The organism is Undibacterium sp. GrIS 1.8 (genome assembly GCF_040544445.1).
Classification (GTDB): Bacteria; Pseudomonadota; Gammaproteobacteria; order Burkholderiales; family Burkholderiaceae_D; genus Undibacterium.
Map to the genome: position 1 here is coordinate 25,312 of NZ_JBEONQ010000018.1, position 19,725 is coordinate 45,036.

The 19,725-nt window shown below is 47.5% G+C and carries 16 protein-coding genes; 1 reads left to right on the plus strand and 15 read right to left on the minus strand.

From position 1 onward, the window contains the following. A complete protein-coding gene (recQ, locus tag AAKU64_RS10430; RefSeq protein WP_322121249.1) occupies positions 1-1,830 on the plus strand; it encodes a DNA helicase RecQ in 1,830 nt (609 codons plus the stop codon). A gap of 312 nt (positions 1,831-2,142) precedes the next feature. Here the strand turns inward: recQ and AAKU64_RS10435 are convergent, their stop codons facing one another. From AAKU64_RS10435 to rsmH, 15 genes are all read right to left on the minus strand, one after another. Continuing rightward, positions 2,143-2,649, minus strand: a complete 507-nt coding sequence (locus tag AAKU64_RS10435) for a peroxiredoxin (RefSeq protein WP_354332677.1) — start codon at positions 2,647-2,649, stop codon at positions 2,143-2,145. A gap of 173 nt (positions 2,650-2,822) precedes the next feature. After that, complete coding sequence (gene ftsZ, locus AAKU64_RS10440) at positions 2,823-4,022, minus strand: cell division protein FtsZ (protein ID WP_354332675.1); 1,200 nt, start codon at positions 4,020-4,022, stop codon at positions 2,823-2,825. A gap of 157 nt (positions 4,023-4,179) precedes the next feature. Beyond that, the gene (ftsA, locus tag AAKU64_RS10445) at positions 4,180-5,412 is read right to left on the minus strand and encodes a cell division protein FtsA (protein ID WP_322121244.1); all 1,233 of its coding nucleotides are present in this window, start codon (positions 5,410-5,412) and stop codon (positions 4,180-4,182) included. 4 nt (positions 5,413-5,416) lie between these two features. After that, positions 5,417-6,220: a cell division protein FtsQ/DivIB gene (locus AAKU64_RS10450; RefSeq protein ID WP_322121243.1), complete on the minus strand. Its 804-nt coding sequence runs from the start codon at positions 6,218-6,220 to the stop codon at positions 5,417-5,419. A 4-nt stretch (positions 6,221-6,224) separates the two neighbouring features. Then, positions 6,225-7,187, minus strand: a complete 963-nt coding sequence (locus AAKU64_RS10455; RefSeq protein WP_354332672.1) for a D-alanine--D-alanine ligase — start codon at positions 7,185-7,187, stop codon at positions 6,225-6,227. A gap of 113 nt (positions 7,188-7,300) precedes the next feature. Further along, positions 7,301-8,722 (minus strand): UDP-N-acetylmuramate--L-alanine ligase, encoded by a 1,422-nt coding sequence (gene murC / locus AAKU64_RS10460; protein ID WP_354332671.1) that lies wholly within the window; start codon positions 8,720-8,722, stop codon positions 7,301-7,303. Between the two features lie 6 nt (positions 8,723-8,728). Further along, positions 8,729-9,802 carry an undecaprenyldiphospho-muramoylpentapeptide beta-N-acetylglucosaminyltransferase gene (murG, locus tag AAKU64_RS10465; RefSeq protein WP_354332669.1) on the minus strand — a complete coding sequence of 358 codons (1,074 nt, stop codon included), beginning with the start codon at positions 9,800-9,802 and terminating at the stop codon, positions 8,729-8,731. Continuing rightward, positions 9,799-10,932: a putative lipid II flippase FtsW gene (ftsW, locus tag AAKU64_RS10470; RefSeq protein WP_354332679.1), complete on the minus strand. Its 1,134-nt coding sequence runs from the start codon at positions 10,930-10,932 to the stop codon at positions 9,799-9,801. Before ftsW ends, murG begins: the two co-directional genes overlap by 4 nt. 86 nt (positions 10,933-11,018) lie before the next feature. Further along, the gene (gene murD / locus AAKU64_RS10475) at positions 11,019-12,557 is read right to left on the minus strand and encodes a UDP-N-acetylmuramoyl-L-alanine--D-glutamate ligase (RefSeq protein ID WP_354332667.1); all 1,539 of its coding nucleotides are present in this window, start codon (positions 12,555-12,557) and stop codon (positions 11,019-11,021) included. A 5-nt stretch (positions 12,558-12,562) separates the two neighbouring features. Continuing rightward, positions 12,563-13,732, minus strand: coding sequence for a phospho-N-acetylmuramoyl-pentapeptide-transferase (mraY, locus tag AAKU64_RS10480; RefSeq protein WP_322121238.1), 1,170 nt, complete (start codon positions 13,730-13,732; stop codon positions 12,563-12,565). A gap of 1 nt (position 13,733) precedes the next feature. After that, positions 13,734-15,164 (minus strand): UDP-N-acetylmuramoyl-tripeptide--D-alanyl-D-alanine ligase, encoded by a 1,431-nt coding sequence (locus AAKU64_RS10485; RefSeq protein WP_354362118.1) that lies wholly within the window; start codon positions 15,162-15,164, stop codon positions 13,734-13,736. Continuing rightward, the gene (locus tag AAKU64_RS10490) at positions 15,164-16,720 is read right to left on the minus strand and encodes a UDP-N-acetylmuramoyl-L-alanyl-D-glutamate--2,6-diaminopimelate ligase (protein ID WP_354332662.1); all 1,557 of its coding nucleotides are present in this window, start codon (positions 16,718-16,720) and stop codon (positions 15,164-15,166) included. Before AAKU64_RS10490 ends, AAKU64_RS10485 begins: the two co-directional genes overlap by 1 nt. Further along, complete coding sequence (locus AAKU64_RS10495; RefSeq protein WP_354332660.1) at positions 16,720-18,483, minus strand: peptidoglycan D,D-transpeptidase FtsI family protein; 1,764 nt, start codon at positions 18,481-18,483, stop codon at positions 16,720-16,722. Before AAKU64_RS10495 ends, AAKU64_RS10490 begins: the two co-directional genes overlap by 1 nt. Continuing rightward, positions 18,480-18,755: a cell division protein FtsL gene (gene ftsL / locus AAKU64_RS10500; RefSeq protein ID WP_322121234.1), complete on the minus strand. Its 276-nt coding sequence runs from the start codon at positions 18,753-18,755 to the stop codon at positions 18,480-18,482. The genes AAKU64_RS10495 and ftsL overlap by 4 nt, the downstream gene beginning before the upstream one ends. After that, positions 18,752-19,723, minus strand: a complete 972-nt coding sequence (gene rsmH, locus AAKU64_RS10505) for a 16S rRNA (cytosine(1402)-N(4))-methyltransferase RsmH (RefSeq protein ID WP_354332658.1) — start codon at positions 19,721-19,723, stop codon at positions 18,752-18,754. Before rsmH ends, ftsL begins: the two co-directional genes overlap by 4 nt. Positions 19,724-19,725 lie beyond the last annotated feature (2 nt).

Below are 19,725 nucleotides of genomic sequence, written 5' to 3' on the forward strand. Positions count from 1 at the left end.
GTGACAGAAGCCAGCAATACTGCCGATCCGGCACTGCACTTATTACAAACCGTATTTGGCTACCCGTCTTTTCGTGGGCAGCAAGAACAAATTGTCGGACATGTCGTCAAGGGCGGTGACGCTCTGGTGCTAATGCCAACTGGCGGCGGTAAGTCTTTGTGTTATCAAATTCCAGCGCTGATACGGCATGGCGTCGGTATCGTCATCTCGCCACTGATTGCGCTGATGCAGGATCAGGTGGATGCGCTGGAAGAAGTCGGTGTGCGCGCCGCCTTTCTCAACTCAACACAAAGTTTTGATGAAGCCTTACGTATCGAAAAAATGATGCGTAACGGCGAGCTGGACATGGTGTACATCGCGCCAGAGCGCTTGATGACACAGCGTTGTCTGGAATTATTATCGGTAACGCCACTGGCTCTTTTTGCGATTGATGAGGCGCATTGCGTCTCCCAGTGGGGACATGATTTCCGGCCGGAATATATCAAGCTGTCGATCTTGCATGAACGCTTTCCGTCGGTGCCGCGTATCGCCCTGACCGCGACCGCCGATCAACAAACCCGTGATGAAATTATTCACCGCTTGCAGTTAGAAAATGCACTGCAATTTGTCTCGTCCTTTGATCGCCCTAACATCCGCTACCAAATTGTGGAGAAGGCGAATGGACGCAAGCAATTACTCGATTTTATTCAGGCGCAACACAATGGCGATGCGGGGATTGTGTATTGCCTGTCGCGTAAAAAGGTCGAAGAGACCGCTGAATTTTTGAATGAAAACGGCATCACTGCCCTGCCCTATCATGCCGGGATGGCGCTACCGGACCGGACAAAAAATCAGTCTCGTTTTTTGCGCGAAGACGGGATAGTGATGACGGCGACGATCGCCTTTGGCATGGGTATCGACAAACCTGATGTGCGCTTTGTCGCCCATCTGGATTTACCCAAAAGTATTGAAGGCTATTATCAAGAAACCGGCCGTGCCGGACGTGATGGAACGAGTGCCAATGCCTGGATGGCCTATGGTTTGCAAGACGTAGTTCAGCAGCGTCGTATGATTGATGAGTCTGAGGCGAATGAAACCTTTAAACGTGTGCAAGGCGTTAAGCTTGATGCCATGCTGGGCTTGTGCGAAACGCTGAATTGCAGGCGCGTACATATCCTCGATTATTTTGGACAGCAATCGCAAGCCTGCGGCAACTGCGACACCTGCTTGTCACCACCAACCTCGTTTGATGGCAGCCTGGCAGCACAAAAAATTCTTTCTACTATCTACCGTGCCGATCAACGCTTCGCTGCGGGTCATATCATTGACGTTTTGCGTGGCATCGACACTGATCGCGTCAAGCAATGGCGACATGATCAGCTGTCCACTTTTGGTATAGGCTCTGACAAAAGTGAAGCAGAGTGGCGCGCCCTGTTGCGACAATTAATCGCACTCGGTCTGGTCTCAGTCGATTATGACAATTTTAGCTCGCTCAAACTCACTCAGGAGTCACGCGCTGTTTTAAAAGGCGAGACCAAAGTACAACTACGTCAATACAAAAAAGCAGAAAAAGCCGTCAAACATAAACGTCAATCGGCGAAAGATTATGCTGAATCAAATCTCTCGAATAGCGAGCAAGCGATCTTCGAAAAACTACGTTGGTGGCGGGTAGAAACTGCCAAGGCGCACAACACAGCGGCCTTCATTATTTTCCATGATTCGACCCTGCGCGAAATCGCCAAAGCCAATCCTAGATCAATGGACGATTTACGAGGTGTGACTGGCGTTGGCGAGAAAAAATTAGAGCGCTACGGTGCAGAAATTGTGGCGTTGATTGCGGAATTGCAGTAAGCGGTGAATCGCCTTAATAAATCACTTTGGCGAATGACTTTAATTCATCTATTTTATGGAAAAAGCAAATACTCCCCCATTATTTCTCTATAAACGTCCTATAGACCAGTAAATATATGGACAATAAAATATACTTACCTGGAGTATAAAAAATAAGAGAGTGAGCATCATGCGCACTCTCCTATATATTTAAGCTAAGCTTTGTACCATATTCTGATAATGCTCAAGCAAGCTTCAGATCATGGACGAGGATCTGATCCAGACTTGATCCGGCTCGTATCCTCATCCTGTTTCATCCTGTCACTACTCAAATCAAGCTAACTGCCCCAACAAAGTCTCGGCATTTGAAACTTCAAATTTGCCGCCTTCTTCTACGTTCAATTGCTTGACTACGCCATCAACAACCAGCATCGAGTAACGCTGTGAGCGTGTGCCCATACCAAACTTACTGAAGTCAGCATCCAAGCCCAATGCTTTACTGAAATCTGCGTTGCCATCGGCCATCATACGTACTGTGCCGACTGCTTTTTGCTCGCGTCCCCATGCGCCCATTACAAACGCATCGTTGACCGAGATACACCAGATTTCATCAACGCCTTTAGCCTTAAATTCAGCGGCATGCTGCACATAACCCGGTACGTGTTTAGCGGAGCAAGTTGGCGTGTAAGCACCTGGCAAACCGAAGATGGCAATAGTTTTGCCTTTGGTTAAATCTTCTACTTTAAAAGTATTCGGGCCGAGGGAGCAACCCTCTGATTCAACTTCAATAAATTCTGCGAGGCTGCCTGCTGGTAGTTTGTCACCGATTTTGATTGTCATGTTTGACTCCTTATGTGAATGATAAGTGATAAATAATGAGTGCTGAATATTCCGTTCGAACAAAATAATACAATTCGAATACGGGGTGTTCGCAAGTATGCCTGAGTCTGCATTCTTGCGCAGAAAGCAAAACGCCAGCACGAATGCTGGCGTTTTATAAAACAAGAATCTACTTAGTCAGCTTGCTTGCGCAAAAACGCTGGGATGTCATAGGTTTCCATGCCATTTTTTTCCAACGCACGAACTGTATCCGACGCAGACTCACGACGCCATACTGCAGGTTTACTCAAGCCATCAAAACCACCGGCAGAAGTCGCCACACCAGAATGCATACCAGCAGAAGCTGTCATTGGCGACGCCATAATAGGTTCATTATGAGTACCTGTACGCAGCATTGGTGTTTGTACTAACTGGATATTTTTCTTGCCACGACCCAAACCAGTTGCGACGACCGTGACGCGAATATCATCGCCCATCGTATCGTCGTAAGCGATACCTTGTGCGATAGAAGCATCAGGTGCTGCAAAAGCGCGAACTGCCGCCATGACTTCTTTAATCTCTTTACCTTTGAGACCGCGGCTAGCAGTCACGTTGACCAACACACCACGAGCACCGGACAAATCGATACCATCCAACAACGGCGAAGCAACTGCCTGCTCTGCCGCGATACGTGCACGATCAACACCGGATGCTGTTGCCGTACCCATCATCGCTTTACCTTGTTCGCCCATGATCGTTTTCACGTCATTGAAATCGACGTTGATATGACCTGGAACATTGATGATTTCCGCAATACCGGCAACCGCGTTGTTGAGCACGTCATCGGCGTGTTGCAGCCATTCGATCATGCTGTCGTCTTCGTAGATCTCTTCCAATTTTTCATTGAGAATAATAATCAGCGAATCCACATGCTGTGACAAGGCTTCCAGACCCTCGTCCGCGATGTCCATGCATTTTTTACCTTCGTATGAGAAAGGTTTGGAAACCACAGCAACCGTCAGGGCGCCTAATTCTTTGGCGATCTGTGCCACTACGGGGGCAGCACCAGTACCGGTACCACCGCCCATACCAGCAGCGATAAATACCATGTGCGAACCACGTAATGCATCTTGAATGCGAGCACGGGATTCTTCCGCCAACTGGCGACCGACTTCCGGCTTCATCCCTGCACCCAAACCGGTTTCACCGATTTGAATGACGTTGTGTGCCTTAGATTGCAGCAATGCTTGAGCATCAGTATTAGCAGCGATAAATTCAACTCCTGCCACACCTTTGTTAATCATGTGCTGCACAGCATTACCACCTGCGCCACCAACACCGACGACTTTAATTACGGTGCCTTGCGTAGCGTTATCAACCATATCGAACTCCATCATGACTCCTTTAGGTAGGCAGTTTTTAGTCGATAGGCATCACGTTTGAAATACAAATTTTCAACAACGGTGTCACGCCTAGCGACTAATAACTGCAGATCAGAACATTATAAAATGATTACTACTATTTATGCGAAAAAAACCATCAAAAAACTACTTAAAAATTCCCCAAAAACCACTCTTTCATGCGCTGCCATACCGCTTTTGCAGAACCTTCCTGCCGCGTAACAATATGACCGCGCATATACTGCTTCTTCGCTTCCAACAACAACCCCAAAACTGTGGCGTAACGCGGGCTACGCACGACATCTGCTAACTGCCCTGAGTACACCGGCATACCTAAACGTGTAGGCTTTAAAAAGATATCTTCAGCCATTTCAACCATGCCTGGCATGATCGCGGAACCACCGGTCAGTACGATGCCGGAGGACAGCACATCTTCATAACCAGATTCACGCACTACCTGATGCACTAAGGCGAATAATTCTTCGACGCGCGGTTCAATCACAGCGGCTAAAGCCTGACGCGATAACGAGCGCGGACCACGATCACCAAGACCCGGTACTTCCAAAGAATCAGATGGGTCGGCCAGCACCTGTTTGGCAACACCAAAACGAATCTTGATTTCTTCTGCTTCTGATGTTGGTGTACGCAATGCCATAGCGATATCATTGGTGATCTGATCACCGGCAATCGGGATTACAGCGGTATGACGGATTGCGCCTTCGCTAAACACAGCCACGTCTGTCGTGCCGCCACCGATATCAATCAGGACAACGCCAAGCTCTTTTTCATCCCGGGTCAGCACTGCCTCGGCCGATGCCATCGGCTGCAAAATCAAATCAGACACTTCTAGACCACAGCGGCGTACACACTTGACGATATTCTGTACCGCAGAAACTGCACCAGTGACGATATGTACTTTTACTTCGAGACGAATGCCGCTCATGCCAATAGGCTCGCGCACATCGTCCTGGCTATCCACAATAAATTCTTGCGGCAAGGTATGTAGCAGTTGCTGATCGGTCGGAATATTTACTGCCTTGGCAGTCTCAATCACGCGCGATACATCAGCAGCCGTGACTTCTTTATCTTTAATCGCAACCATGCCGCTGGAATTAAAGCTGCGGATATGACTACCTGCAATACCGGTATAGACATTGCGGATTTTGCAGTCCGCCATCAGCTCGGCCTCTTCCAATGCACGCTGAATTGATTCGACCGTTGCCTCAATGTTGACGACTACACCTTTTTTCAGCCCCTTAGATTCGTGCTGACCAAGGCCGATTACTTCATGGCGACCATCCGGCATGACCTCTGCGACGACCGCAACAATTTTTGAGGTGCCGATATCGAGGCCGACGATCAGGTTTTTTGCATCTTTTGTCATTTACTTACTTTCGTTTGACATTGAGTTTGCTGCTTTGTTTTCCACTTAACTTGCTAGCGATACCGAAGCCACTGTGACTCGATTTCAGCGCTAATCCATTCGGATAACGCATATCTACACTTTCAATACTGTCTTGCAAACTTGCGACTAACTGTGGGTACACTGTCAGCAATTTATCTACCCGGCTTTGCAGAGTCTGATCATCCTGTACCCGACCCAACTCGACTTTCATACCGTTGTTCAATTTCACACTCCAGGCGTAACGACTGGAGTACTGCACAGACTCGGGCGCTAAACTGATTTTGGCAAACCAGGTTTTAAAATCGATATAGCGCGCCAGCACTTCTTTCTCACTACCTTCTGGTCCTGCAAAATCAATTAACTCCGCATCCTCTTCCGCTTCAGCCAGATTGGCGGTAAATACATCGCCCTTCACTGACATCAATCGTCCTTCTTCACCCCAAGTACCCAAAGCCTGATGCTCTTCCAAAGTGACAATCAACTTATTTGGCCATTCTCTTTGCACGCTAGCTTTACGTACCCAAGGTACCGCTTCAAATGCAGTACGTACACCGTCCAGATTTGTCGTAAAAAAATTACCCTTCAATTTAGGTAAGGCAGTATCACGAATCGTCAGTGCATTCACGTGTCGTAATGGCTGCTGATCGGCGCCTACCACTTGAATTACTTTTAACGTAAACATCGGACGCTGCACTAACCACCACACACCAGACATCATCAACGCAAGCAAAAAAACACCGAACAACGCATTTGCTGTTGTATTCATAGACCTGACGTCTTGCCACATATGCTTACTGATTACCCTTCGACATCTTTAAGCGAGCGGACTGCAAAATTTTCAGACATAAATCTTCATAACTTAAACCAACTGCACGAGCGGCCATCGGCACCAACGAATGTCCTGTCATGCCTGGCGAAGTATTGACCTCAATCAAAAACGCTTGGTTGTCGGATGCTCGGAGCAATACATCAACCCGCGCCCAGCCTTCACAATTCACTGCGCGGTAAGCGTCTACAGACATTTGCCGTATTTGCTCTGACAATGCATCATCTAACGGCGCAGGACAAAGGTACTTAGTATCGTCAGTAAAATATTTATTCTGATAATCGTAATTACCTTGTGGCGCTACGATCTCAATAATCGGTAAGGCATACGCTTCTTTACCGGTACCCAAAATCGCTACGGTCAGTTCTCGGCCTTGAATAAACTCCTCTGCTAATACCTCGTCATCAAATTGCGCTGCGAGTGCATAGGCATCCTTCATATCGGAGTAGCCATTTACTTTAGTGATGCCAATTGTCGAACCTTCATGTGGCGGTTTTAAAATCAAAGGCAAACTCAGACGATCTGGTACCAGACGCAATTCCGTTTCAGCGTTTAATACTTCGTATGCTGGTGTCGTCAACTGATGGTTCTGCCAAATTTTCTTAGTAAAAATTTTGTCCATTGCAATAGCTGACGCCATTACGCCGCTACCGGTGTAAGGAATACCTAATTGCTCCAGCACACCTTGTAAGCTACCGTCCTCACCAAAACGACCATGCAGAGCGATAAAGACACGATCAAATTTTTCAGCTGCCAGATCAGCCAGACTACGCTCACCAGTATCAAAGCCATGCGCATCCACACCTTTGGTTTTTAAAGCAGCCAGTACGCCCGTGCCGGACATGATCGATATCTCACGCTCAGCGGAGCGCCCACCAAACAGTACGCCAACTTTACCTAATTCTTTTACGTTTGCAATGTCACTCATGATGGCATCTCTGTCTTCTATTCCGTATTAAATTCAATCGTCTTTACTTCGCTTGTATTGAAGTTACCTGCATTAAAGTTACTTGCACTAACTTCGTCAGTCTTGAGTACTTATTAATCTAATGCATTTGCCAGTTTTGCAGGAACAGCACTGATCGATCCGGCACCCATCACAATCAATACATCGCCATCTTTCAGCACATGTAAAAGATTGTCTGGCATATCGCTAATCTCTTCTACAAAAACCGGCTCTACTTTGCCTGTAACTCTTAAAGCTCTGGCCAGCGCACGACCATCGGCAGCGACGATCGAGGCCTCGCCGGCGGCATACACTTCTGCCAAAACAACTGCATCGGCGGTCGAAATTACCTTAACAAAATCTTCAAATAAATCACGTGTGCGTGTATACCGATGCGGTTGGAAGGCCAGCACCAAACGGCGTCCCGGATACGCACCGCGGGCAGCAGCTAGGGTTGCGGCCATTTCCACCGGATGGTGTCCATAGTCGTCGACCAATGCAAAAGTACCTCCTGCGTGACCGCCTACACTTGTGTCTGCACCGGTATCCGGTAAAGCGATTTCACCATAACGGGTAAAACGACGACCGACGCCATGGAATTCACTTAACGCTTTTTGAGTGGCAGCATCGGCGACACCAACTTCACGGGCGACTGCAATCGCGGCGCACGCATTTTGTATGTTGTGCATACCGGGCTGATTTAAGCTCACGTGCATAGGTTCGCAACCATCCTGGACTACAGTGAATTGCATCATGCCGCCAACAGCTTTAGCATCAATTGCGCGGATATCTGCTTCTTCATGGAAACCGTAAGTCACAATCGGTTTAGAAATAAAGGGCATAATTTCGCGTATATGTGCGTCGTCCAGACAAAGAATAGCGACACCGTAAAATGGCAGACGTTGAGTAAACTCGATAAACGCTTGCTTCAATTTTCCAAAGTCATGCTCATAGGTTTCCATATGATCGGCATCAATATTGGTGATGACTTCAATCACTGGTAACAAATTCAAAAACGAAGCATCAGATTCATCCGCCTCTGCCACAATAAAATCACCACTACCGAGCTTGGCATTAGCACCGGCACTATTTAAACGACCACCAATAACAAACGTTGGATCAAAACCGCCTTCAGCCAGAATACTGGCAACCAGACTGGTCGTAGTAGTCTTGCCGTGAGTGCCTGCAATTGCGATACCGCTTTTTAAACGCATTAACTCCGCCAGCATTAATGCTCTTGGAACGATAGGTATATGCTTTTCTCGTGCGGCAACAACTTCAGGATTATCCGCTTTGACCGCAGTGGAAGTGACGATTGCATCAGCGCCCGCAATATTATCTGCTGCGTGACCAAGCATCACTTTTGCGCCTAGACTGGCTAACCTTTGTGAGGCCGCGTTACTACCTAAATCCGAACCAGAAATCGTATAGCCCAGATTAAGCAAGACCTCGGCAATACCGCTCATTCCGGAGCCACCGATACCGACAAAATGAATGTGTTTGACTTTATGTTTCATATTTTTTCAGGCTAACTGCTCTAATACTTTTGCAATAGTTTCATTAGCTTGACGTTGACCTAAACTATAAGCAGTCTCTGCCATCGCCAAACATTGTTCTCTCGTGATGCTTTGTAACTTTGCCGCTAAGTCAACTGGGTTTAATTCGCGCTGCGGCAAATAAACTGCCGCTTTCTGCTGTGCCATCCATTGTGCATTGTCCTTCTGATGTGACGTACTAGACGCAACGAACGGCACTAAAATACTAGCAACACCAGCTGCTGTCAGTTCCGATATGGTGATTGCACCAGCCCGGCAAATAACCAGATCAGCATCAGCATATCGACGCGGCATATCATCAATAAAATCCAATACTTCTGCTCGTACAACATACGTGGCATAGCTTGCACGTAAAACATCAATATGTTTTTTTCCCGATTGGTGCGTAACTAATGGACGGTCTTGTTCTGGGATCAATGCTAATGCGGCAGGTAAATTTGTGTTTAAGGCTTGTGCGCCAAGGCTACCGCCGACGACTAATATTTTTAATGGCCCTGTCCTTGTTACATAACGCTTCGTAGGTTCTGGCAGAGTACAGATTTCAGTACGTATAGGATTGCCAGTAACCTGAACTTTATTATGATTAACGAGACCGCTAGACGGCAAACCGAATAGCACGCGTTTAGCTAAAGGACGCAATAATTTATTCGACAATAACAAGGCAGAATCAGCATTCATGAGCACGACTGGTTTGCCACGCAAGGCCGCCATCACACCGCCTGGCACGGTCACATAACCACCCATACCCAGGACTACGTCGGGTTGTCGCTGCCCCAAAATTTTTAGGCAACTAAAGAAACTAACGGCTAATTTAAAAGCGCCACTGAATGTATGCATCAAGCCTTTGCCACGCATACCGGTAAATGTAATGGTATCCATTGCCACACCGTGCTGAGGAACAATCTGGTTTTCCATACCACTGCTAGTACCAAGCCAAGAGACTTGCCAGCCACGCGCTTTCATCGTTTCCGCAATCGCTAAGCCAGGGAAAATATGTCCCCCAGTACCAGCAGCCATGATCATCAGTTTCTTTTGTGTCATAGCCGCCCCCCACGCATCAGGAGGCGATTTTCATAATCTATTCTGAGCAAAATCGCCAAGCCCACACAATTAATCAATACACCAGAACCGCCGTAACTCATTAAAGGCAAAGTTAAACCCTTAGTGGGTAGTAAGCCCAAATTGACGCCCATATTGATGAATGCCTGTACGCCGATCCAGATACCAATACCCTTTGCGGTCAAACCGGCGAATGTCAAATCCAATGCGATTGCCTGACGACCGATTTCAAAGGCCCGCTTTAATATCCAGTAGAACAATAAAATCACGACCAGTACGCCAGCAAATCCCAATTCTTCGCCAATGACTGCCAGTAAAAAATCGGTATGTGCTTCTGGCAGGTAATGCAGTTTTTCGACACTTGCTCCCAGCCCGACACCGAACAATTCGCCGCGGCCAAATGCGATCAGCGAATGTGTTAATTGATAGGCTTTACCCAGTGCATGGTCTTCATCAAACGGACTGAGGTAGGCAAAGATCCTTTCGCGACGCCATGGGGAAAGCATAATCACCGCGCTGAAAATCCCGACAAGTGTCACTGCAATTCCGCCAAACCAGATACCGTTAATACCACCTAAAAACAAAATACCCATAGCGACACAAACAATCACGCCGAATGCACCCAGATCTGGCTCAAGCAGCAATAGCAAACCCACGACGCCAACCGCCGCTGCCATTGGCAGAAAACCTTTAGTCAGCTTGTGCATATATTCTTGTTTGCGCACGGTGTAATCGGCAGCATATAAAACGATAAATAGCTTCATCAATTCTGAGGGCTGAAGATTGAATACCTTGAACGATAGCCAACGTTTAGCGCCATTCACTCCTTTGCCTAAACCAGGTACCAACACCGCAACCAGCAATATCAAAGTGACTACAAACAAATAGGGTGCCCACTTTTGCCAGGTAGCGATCTTGATACGAAACACAAATAAGCCAGCGACTAAAGAGACGCTGATAAACATCGCCTGCCGCAGTAAAAAATGATAGTTTTTATAGTTAGTATATTTAGGTGAATCCGGCAAAGAAATTGAAGCAGAGTAGACCATCACCATACCGAACAACATCAAGATCAATGTCACCCAAACTAAAGCTTGGTCGTACTCCATCATCTTGGAACGCTTGGCCAAATGTGACGCAGTAACTGGCTCTGCCGTAAACGGCAGCCACTTACCGAGTGACAAAATGGCTTGCTTCATCAGAATATCTCCCCGCGTGCCAGACCGATTTCTTTTGCCGTATCAATAAATACCTCTGCACGATGCGCATAATTGCGGAACATGTCTAAGCTCGCACAGGCGGGCGATAACAAGACAATATCGCCTTCTACTGCCTGCTCAGACGCGGCCTGCACTGCCAGTTCCAGGCTAGCGCAATCAATCATATCTACCTGACTGATTTGAGCTGCATTACGAATCTCGCCCGCATCTTTACCGATCAAAAATACGGCTTTGGCATACTGCGCAATCACACTCGCCAAAGGTGAAAAGTCTTGGCCCTTGCCGTCACCACCAGCGATCAAAAGAATGCGTTTTTGCTGATCGTTTGATGCAAGTAGTTCTTGGCCTAATCCTTTTAACGCAGCGACTGTTGCGCCGACATTCGTACCCTTGCTATCGTCGACATAATCGACACCAGCAATGCTGGCAACTAGCTCTACCCGATGTGGCTCACCTTGATATTCACGTGCGCCATGTAATAAAGGAGCAAACGATAATCCGATAGCGCGACATAAAGCTAATGCGGCTAATACATTGGCTGCATTGTGTTGGCCACGTATTTTGAGTGCATCGACTGGCATCAGACGCGACATACTTACAGGGATATCTATCACTTCTTTTTTCTTGCGACGACTAAGTACAGGCGCATCTTCAGTGGGTATTGCGGTTGCCAACCAGGTCATACCATGCTCGTTTAATAGTCCCAGATCATTCGCTTGTAGCGGTGCATTGACGCCAAAAGTGATAAAGTTACTATCTGGCTTAGCCATGGCCATGACCAAGGCATCATCACGATTAAGTACCTGCAAAGTTTGTGCGCCAAAAATACGTGACTTATCCGCGCAATACGCTGCCAAATCCCCATGCCAGTCTAGATGGTCTTGCGTAATATTCAGCACCGTCGCAACATCAGCATTTAGACTATAAGTCGTGTGTAGCTGAAAACTAGACAACTCCAGCACCCATACTTGAGGCAAGCTTCCAAACTCTAATCCTTCGTGCGACAGCTCTTCTCTCTCCAATTCTTCTCGCAGTACATCCAGCACCGCGGGACTAATATTGCCAGCAAGCTTAGTCGTCAAACCCGCACGTTCACATAATTGACCGACTAAACTGGTGACTGTAGTTTTGCCATTAGTGCCTGTAATCGCGATGATTTTCGGTGTGTAATTACGCTCTGCTTTCAAAGCATCTAAGGCTTGCGCGAATAATTCAATCTCACCCCAGACCGGAATATTTTTCTGCTTCGCTTCTGGCAACAAACTTGCCAGTTCACGCAAAGGCGACAAGCCGGGACTAACGGCAACTACATCAATAGACTCTAATAAAGAGGTCGTAAATTCACCACCGACAAACTCGATCGACGTAGATAAAGAAGTCAATATGGCTAAACGATCAGGGGCAGTCCGTGTATCAGCAACGCGCAAGCGTGCGCCACAGCGCAGCAGCCACTGCGCCATTGCTAGCCCGGTTTCACCCAAGCCTAATACCAAGACATGTTTGCCTGAAAAATCCATTTTACTTATCGCAATTTCAGTGAGGACAAACCAACTAATACCAACATCATGGAAATGATCCAAAAGCGCACAACTACCTGCGTTTCTTTCCAGCCCTTTTGTTCAAAATGATGGTGTAAGGGAGCCATTAGAAATAATCGGCGACCAACGCCATATCGCTTTTTAGTAAATTTAAAATACCCAACTTGCAACATGACGGACACTGTCTCAACAACAAAAATACCGCCCATGATGAACAAAACAATTTCTTGACGAACGATCACCGCGACGGTGCCGAGTGCACCACCGAGCGCGAGCGCCCCAACGTCGCCCATAAAGACCTGCGCGGGATGTGCGTTAAACCATAAGAAAGCCAGACCAGCACCAGCCATTGCACCGCAAAAAATCAATAGCTCACCTGCGCCTGGGATATGTGGAATCAGCAGATATTTGGCATAACCAACGTTACCAGTCAGATAGGCAAATAGACCCAGAGCAGAACCCACCATGATGGTGGGCATGATTGCCAGACCGTCTAAGCCATCAGTAAAATTAACCGCATTGCTAGTACCAACAATCACACAATAAGTCAGTCCAATAAAGCCCCAGACACCTAAGGGATAACTGATAGATTTGAAGAAAGGCACAATCAAATCAGCCTTTGGCGGCAAGTCCATACTAAAACCTGATTGCACCCAAGCGACAAACAATTCCAATACTTTGGTATTAGACGGAGCAGAAACCGTGAAAGCGAGATAAAACGCTGCGACAATACCGATCAACGACTGCCAGAAATATTTCTCTCTCGATCGCATACCTTCCGGGTCTTTGTAAACAACCTTACGATAATCATCAGCCCAGCCAATCGCACCAAAACCTAAAGTGACAATCAGAACAATCCAAACAAAGCGATTACTCAGATCAGCCCACAGCAAAGTAGAAATACCGATGGAAATCAGGATCAATACGCCACCCATAGTTGGCGTACCCGATTTAACTAAATGCGTTTGTGGACCATCAGTACGAACCGCTTGTCCGACTTTCAAACGAGTCAGCATGCGGATCACGGCAGGGCCAGCAAAAATACCAATAGAGATCGCTGTCAACGTAGCGAATACCGCACGAAAAGTAATAAAACCAAAGACTCGTAAAAATCCGATATCTTGCTTAAAAAATTCCGCTAACCAAAGCAACATGTTAGTGACTTCCTATAGTTTGTTGTTTAGTTAAATGCGCAACGACTCTTTCCATTTTCATGAAGCGAGAACCCTTGATTAAGACCGTACTATGAGGATGGATCAGCGTATCTAAAGTTGCGCATAAAGCGTCAACATCATCAAAATGTTGTGCCCCGCTGCCAAATGCGTCAGCTACATACTTAGCCAGATCACCAAGAGTCAATAAGCTACTAATGCCCGATTCGCGCGCGTAGTTACCGATTTCTTCATGGAATGCAATACCTTCGTCGCCAACCTCACCCATATCACCCAAGACTAAAATATGGTCTTCATTATTTTTGTTGGTTTGCTCCGCAAGTACCGCAATCGCTGCGCGTACTGAGTCCGGATTGGCGTTATAAGTGTCGTCGATAATCGTGGCGCCGTTGTGTGCCTGCTTATTTTGCAGGCGACCATTGACTGGGCTAAACGCTTGCAAACCTAGGGCAATAATATCGTTCGGCACACCAATGCTATGGCAGCAGGCTGCTGCGGCTAAAGCATTGCGTACATTATGAATACCAGCCGCGGCCAGTTTGACGGTAAAACGATTCGCCCCAATACGCATTTGCAATTCGCTGCCAAATGTTTGTGCTACATAAGTTGCACTAACATCGGCATCTTCGCTTAGGCCGAAGCTCACAATTTTTCGCTGTCCGCTCTCTGTAGCGTAGTTGCGCCATAAATCAGAATACATATCATCTGCTGGAAATACTGCGATACCATCAGCCGGAAGTTGGCGTAATACCATACCGTTTTCTTCTGCAACTGCTTGTACAGTTTGCATAAATTCTTGATGCTCGCGCTGGGCATTATTGACCAGCGCAACCATCGCTTGCGCAATAGATGCCAGTACGGCGATCTCGCCAGGATGATTCATCCCTAGTTCAAACACCGCTGTACGATGGGTCTCGGTCAAGCGTAAAACGGTCAGTGGCACACCAATTTCATTGTTTAAATTACCGTTAGTAGCAAGATTATGTTCTGTTCCAACATAGGTATTAAGGATGGATGCGATCATTTCCTTAACCGTAGTTTTACCGTTACTACCCGTAACGGCAATAACAGGCAAGGTAAATTGTTGACGCCAATAACGTCCAATTTCTTGCAAAGCCGTCAGTGTATTTGGCACGATTAGCGCTGGCACTTTGAATTCAGAACCACTCACATCTGCTGGCAAGTGATCTACTACAACTGCTGCGGCACCTTTTGAAACCACATCGTGCAAAAAATCATGTGCATCGAAATGCTCACCACGCAAGGCAATAAATAAATCGCCGGCTTTGACCTTACGGCTATCCGTCGTTAAACCAGTAATTTCAATTTCTAAGCTTGTATTTGCCTGAGACCCAACTGCATGGAGTTGAGAGCCATTAACAGCGGCTTGCAATTGGCGAAGAGTCGCGCGCATCAATTGCCCCTCTTCACATTGCCGCTAGTGGCAACGGTGGCTAATGCTAACGATGCATGTTCTTCATCAGAGAACGGCCATTTTTTACCATTAATATCTTGATAGCTTTCGTGCCCCTTACCCGCTAACAGCACCACATCATTATTACCCGCATGCTTAATCGCAAATAGAATCGCCGCTGCGCGATCCTCTATGACAGGAGGCTTATCACTCATACCCTGCAAAATATGTGCAATGATTTGAGAGGGATTTTCTGTACGTGGATTATCACTAGTAACCACTACATGCTGCGCCTGTTCCGCGATCTTACCCATTTGAGGACGCTTGCCCGGGTCACGATCACCACCACAACCGAATACGCACCATAGTTCGCCATGCCGCTCTAACGCGACTTGCTGCAATGTCTGTATAGTTTTTTCTAAAGCATCAGGAGTATGTGCATAGTCGATGATCACCATGACATGACCTGGCGTACCAAGCTGTTGCATGCGCCCTGGCACTGAAGTCAGTTTTTCAATAACTGAAACGGCCTTACTCCAAACAACTCCCGTCGCTAACAGGACACTAAGTACGCCCAGTATGTTGCTTACATTAAAGCGGCCTATCATTTGTGTTTTTACCAGACCAGAACCATAGGGGGAGTCCACATGAAAGCTGGTACCAGAGTGGTGTGTACGAATATTACTAGCAAAGATAACCGCGGCATCAGGATGCTCTTTATGCTCAATGCTATAAGCTAATACCTGTGTTTTTTGCTGGGTCGTTTTGAGATGTTGTACTAACTGGACGCCATAAGCATCATCCAGATTGAGTACTGCCACGCCCAAATCAGGCCAATCAAACAACATAGTTTTGGCGGCAGCATATGCCGCCATATCACCATGGTAATCAAGGTGATCACGGGTCAAATTGGTTAACAACGCAACGTCAACATGCAGGCCATTTAAACGACCTTGATGCAAACCAATTGAAGATGCTTCGATCGCTAAAGCCTTGGCGCCGGTATCTCGTAAATCGGCAAGACGACGCTGTAATTGAATCGCATCTGGCGTTGTAAAGCCTGTTTCAACCAAATTATGTAGTACGCCATCTTTATAATTGCCAACACCCAAAGTGCCGATAACCGCACTAGGTTTTCCTGTCAAAGACAGGGCTTTTGCCAACCATTGCGAGCAAGATGTTTTGCCATTTGTACCCGTCACCGCAACGGTCAGCATGTCACGATCAGGCTGTGCATACCAGGCATGCGCAATCTCGCCAGCTTTGGCTTGTAGTTGCGGGATTGGTTTGTGCGGCACTGGCCATGCGGTATCCCAAACAAACTCTTCTGCTTCAAAATCGTCTGATTCAAACACCACTGCAGCAGCACCATTAGCAATCGCATCTTGAATATGCCGGCGCCCGTCACCAGAGCTACCAGCGATTGGGAAAGCAAAAAATACATCACCCGCAGCAATCGCGCGCGAATCGGAACTGAGTTGTGAAAGCGGCGTTACAGCAGGAAGCTGTCTTAGCCATTTTAAAATTTCTGTCATGGATTCTTTATGGTCGATCATTACATGCTCTCCTCTACACTATTGTCAGGAATGATGCTGGTGACATTAGAATCGGGGGAAACATTCATAGACCGTAATACATTTGCGGTAATCGCAGCGAATACCGGAGCGGCAACCGTACCGCCAAAGTGGCCGCCGACTGTTGGCTCATCTACCATCACTGCAACAATCACGCGGGGATTAGATACCGGGGCGAAACCAACAAAGTCAGCCACGTATTTAGTGACATAACGACCGCCTTCTATCTTGTAAGCCGTACCAGTTTTACCAGCTACACGATAACCGGCGATACGCGCCTGCGTTGCGGTACCACCAGGCTCCGTTACCGATTCCATCATCAGACGTACTTGTTGTGCCGTTTTTTCTGAAATCACACGATGCGCTACGGGCAATACTTCCGAGCGCTGAAAGGTCAAGGGAATGATGTCGCCGTTACGAGCAAAAATCATGTAGGCACGCGCTATCTGAATTAATGAAACAGAAACGCCATGGCCGTAACTCATCGTCGCCTGTTCGATCGGACGCCAAGTTTTAAAGTTGCGCAAGCGTCCGGCAACTGCACCCGGAAAACCAAATTTTGGCTGCTGCCCAAAACCGACTGTCGTGAACATTTCCCACATCTCTCGTGGCGGCATTTGCAAAGCGATTTTTGCAGTCCCGATATTCGATGATTTTTGTATGACTTGAGCGACGCTCAAAATACCTTCTTTGTGTGCATCATGAATAGTCGCGGTACCGATCGTCATACTGCCAGGCGCAGTCTGAATCTGCGTCTCCGGCGTAACACGTCCAGTCTCTAGCGCCAGTGCAACCGTAAACGGCTTCATCGTCGAACCAGGCTCAAACGTATCGGTCATCACACGATTACGCAATTGCGCACCCGTCAGCACAGAACGATCATTCGGGTTGTAGGAAGGCAGATTGACTAAAGCCAGAACCTCACCCGTTCTGGCATCCAAGACAACCGCACCGCCCGCTTTAGCTTTATGTTTTTCTATCGCTTCTTTTAGATGGGTATAAGCAATGTATTGAATTTTGCTATCAATAGACAAAGTCAAATCCTTGCCATCATGCGGCTCACGAATCGCCTCGATATCTTCAACGATACGACCCAGACGATCTTTGATGACACGACGATTGCCTGTCTTACCAGCCAGATTTTTTTCTGATGCCAGCTCTATTCCCTCTTGGCCTATATCTTCTACATTAGTAAAGCCGACGACATGCGCCATCACTTCACCCTCGGGATAAAAGCGCTTATATTCTTTACGGGTTTCTATACCGGAGATACCAAGTGCAACAATTTTTTCTGCGATATCGGCATCTACCTGCCGTTTGAGGTACACAAATTGACGATCCGAATCTAGTTTTTTACGTAACTCAGCCTCGGTCATTTCTAGCAAACCAGCGAGTTGAAGTAATTTTTCTTTTGGCGCTTCCAACACATCATCAGGAATCGCCCATACGGCTTTGACCGGTACAGAAGATGCCAATACCTGGCCACTTCTGTCAGTAATCCTGCCGCGAGTTGCGGGCAACTCCAAGGTGCGGGTGTAACGACTGGCGCCCTGCCTTTGTAAAAATTCTGTCGTCATCCCTTGCAACCACAGGGCGCGCGCCATCAATGCCAGGAAAGCGATAAATAAGAAAAATAAAACCAAGCGCGAACGCCAGACTGGTAACTTAACAACCAATAATGGGCTAGACGAAAAGGGAACGCCTTTCGCTGCCGCAGTACGTGAACTGCCGGATGAGCGACTCATTTCAGCCCAGCTGCAGTCAGGTATTGTGTACGGTCAGGCGTGACCGGCACCATGTTCAGTTCTTTACTGGCGTTCTCTTCAATCCGTGCATGCTTGCCAAAAGTAGATTGATCCAGTTTTAGCTGCGTCCATTGCAACTCATATTGTCTGGCGGCAGCTTGTGCGCGCTCCAACTCGATAAATAAGCGACGCGCCTGGTACTGGGAATTAATCAAAGACAGTGCACACATCATGAGCACGGCACCCAGCAAAAAATTTAAGCGTCCGCTCATTTTCCACCGCCGGGAATATGTGCAGGCAAACGTTCTGCTACACGCAAAATAGCCGAGCGTGCTCTTGGATTTGCCGTGACTTCTGCATCTGAGGGCTTGATTTTTTTGATCAGCTTCATCTCTGGCTGCGGTAAATCAACAGAGCGAATCGGCAAGCGGCGATCTGGTTGCGGCAAGGTCACTTTGGAGGCAAAAAATTGCTTCACAATGCGGTCTTCCAGCGAATGAAAGCTGATTACAACCATGCGACCGTGAGGTGCCAGGCTGGCGTATGCCCCGGCCAAACCTATTTCAAGATCTTCCAGCTCCTTATTGATGAAAATCCGTATAGCCTGAAAGGTGCGAGTTGCCGGGTCTTTGCCCTTCTCGCGAGTTTTGACGGTGTTTGCGACGATCTCGGCAAGTTGTCGAGTACTTGAAATGGACTGGACCGCCCGGCGAGCAACAATCGCCTTTGCAATCTGAAAAGCAAACCGTTCTTCCCCATAATTTTTTATAACCTCCCTGATTATTTGTTCATCTTCAGTCGCCAGCCACTCCGCTGCGGAGATGCCACGAGTGGTATCCATGCGCATGTCCAGCGGTCCATCTGCCCTAAAACTAAAACCTCGGCTCGCGTCATCCACTTGCGGCGACGAGATGCCTAAATCCATCAAAATCCCATCCACTTGTCGCACACCGCGCTCTTGCAAAGCCTCTTCCATGGTGGCAAAACTGTCGTGTACGATTTCAAAACGGGGATCAATAATTTGCTGCGCACTGGCTATCGCCTGTGTGTCTTTATCAAATGCAATCAGGCGACCGGAGGAATTTAAGTGTTGCAAGATTTTGCGACTATGTCCGCCACGCCCAAAGGTACCGTCAACAATCACAGCTGCGGCGCGTTCGCCAGTCAAGTCCAAGGCCTCAACGGCCTCATCCAGCAACACGGTCTGGTGCTTGTAATCTTCTGCTAAGGTCAAAGTCATTG

Excerpts from the sequence above, each read along its gene's own strand:
- ftsA (WP_322121244.1), bottom strand. The coding sequence starts at position 5,412 with ATGACAAAAGATGCAAAAAACCTGATCGTCGGCCTCGATATCGGCACC.
- ftsZ (WP_354332675.1), bottom strand. The coding sequence starts at position 4,022 with ATGGAGTTCGATATGGTTGATAACGCTACGCAAGGCACCGTAATTAAA.
- ftsL (WP_322121234.1), bottom strand. The coding sequence starts at position 18,755 with ATGAGCGGACGCTTAAATTTTTTGCTGGGTGCCGTGCTCATGATGTGT.
- murC (WP_354332671.1), bottom strand. The coding sequence starts at position 8,722 with ATGAAACATAAAGTCAAACACATTCATTTTGTCGGTATCGGTGGCTCC.
- AAKU64_RS10495 (WP_354332660.1), bottom strand. The coding sequence starts at position 18,483 with ATGAGTCGCTCATCCGGCAGTTCACGTACTGCGGCAGCGAAAGGCGTT.
- AAKU64_RS10485 (WP_354362118.1), bottom strand. The coding sequence starts at position 15,164 with ATGCGCGCGACTCTTCGCCAATTGCAAGCCGCTGTTAATGGCTCTCAA.
- ftsW (WP_354332679.1), bottom strand. The coding sequence starts at position 10,932 with ATGATGGAGTACGACCAAGCTTTAGTTTGGGTGACATTGATCTTGATG.
- mraY (WP_322121238.1), bottom strand. The coding sequence starts at position 13,732 with ATGTTGCTTTGGTTAGCGGAATTTTTTAAGCAAGATATCGGATTTTTA.
- AAKU64_RS10455 (WP_354332672.1), bottom strand. The coding sequence starts at position 7,187 with ATGAGTGACATTGCAAACGTAAAAGAATTAGGTAAAGTTGGCGTACTG.
- rsmH (WP_354332658.1), bottom strand. The coding sequence starts at position 19,723 with ATGACTTTGACCTTAGCAGAAGATTACAAGCACCAGACCGTGTTGCTG.
- murD (WP_354332667.1), bottom strand. The coding sequence starts at position 12,557 with ATGGATTTTTCAGGCAAACATGTCTTGGTATTAGGCTTGGGTGAAACC.
- murG (WP_354332669.1), bottom strand. The coding sequence starts at position 9,802 with ATGACACAAAAGAAACTGATGATCATGGCTGCTGGTACTGGGGGACAT.
- AAKU64_RS10490 (WP_354332662.1), bottom strand. The coding sequence starts at position 16,720 with ATGATCGACCATAAAGAATCCATGACAGAAATTTTAAAATGGCTAAGA.
- AAKU64_RS10450 (WP_322121243.1), bottom strand. The coding sequence starts at position 6,220 with ATGTGGCAAGACGTCAGGTCTATGAATACAACAGCAAATGCGTTGTTC.
- AAKU64_RS10435 (WP_354332677.1), bottom strand. The coding sequence starts at position 2,649 with ATGACAATCAAAATCGGTGACAAACTACCAGCAGGCAGCCTCGCAGAA.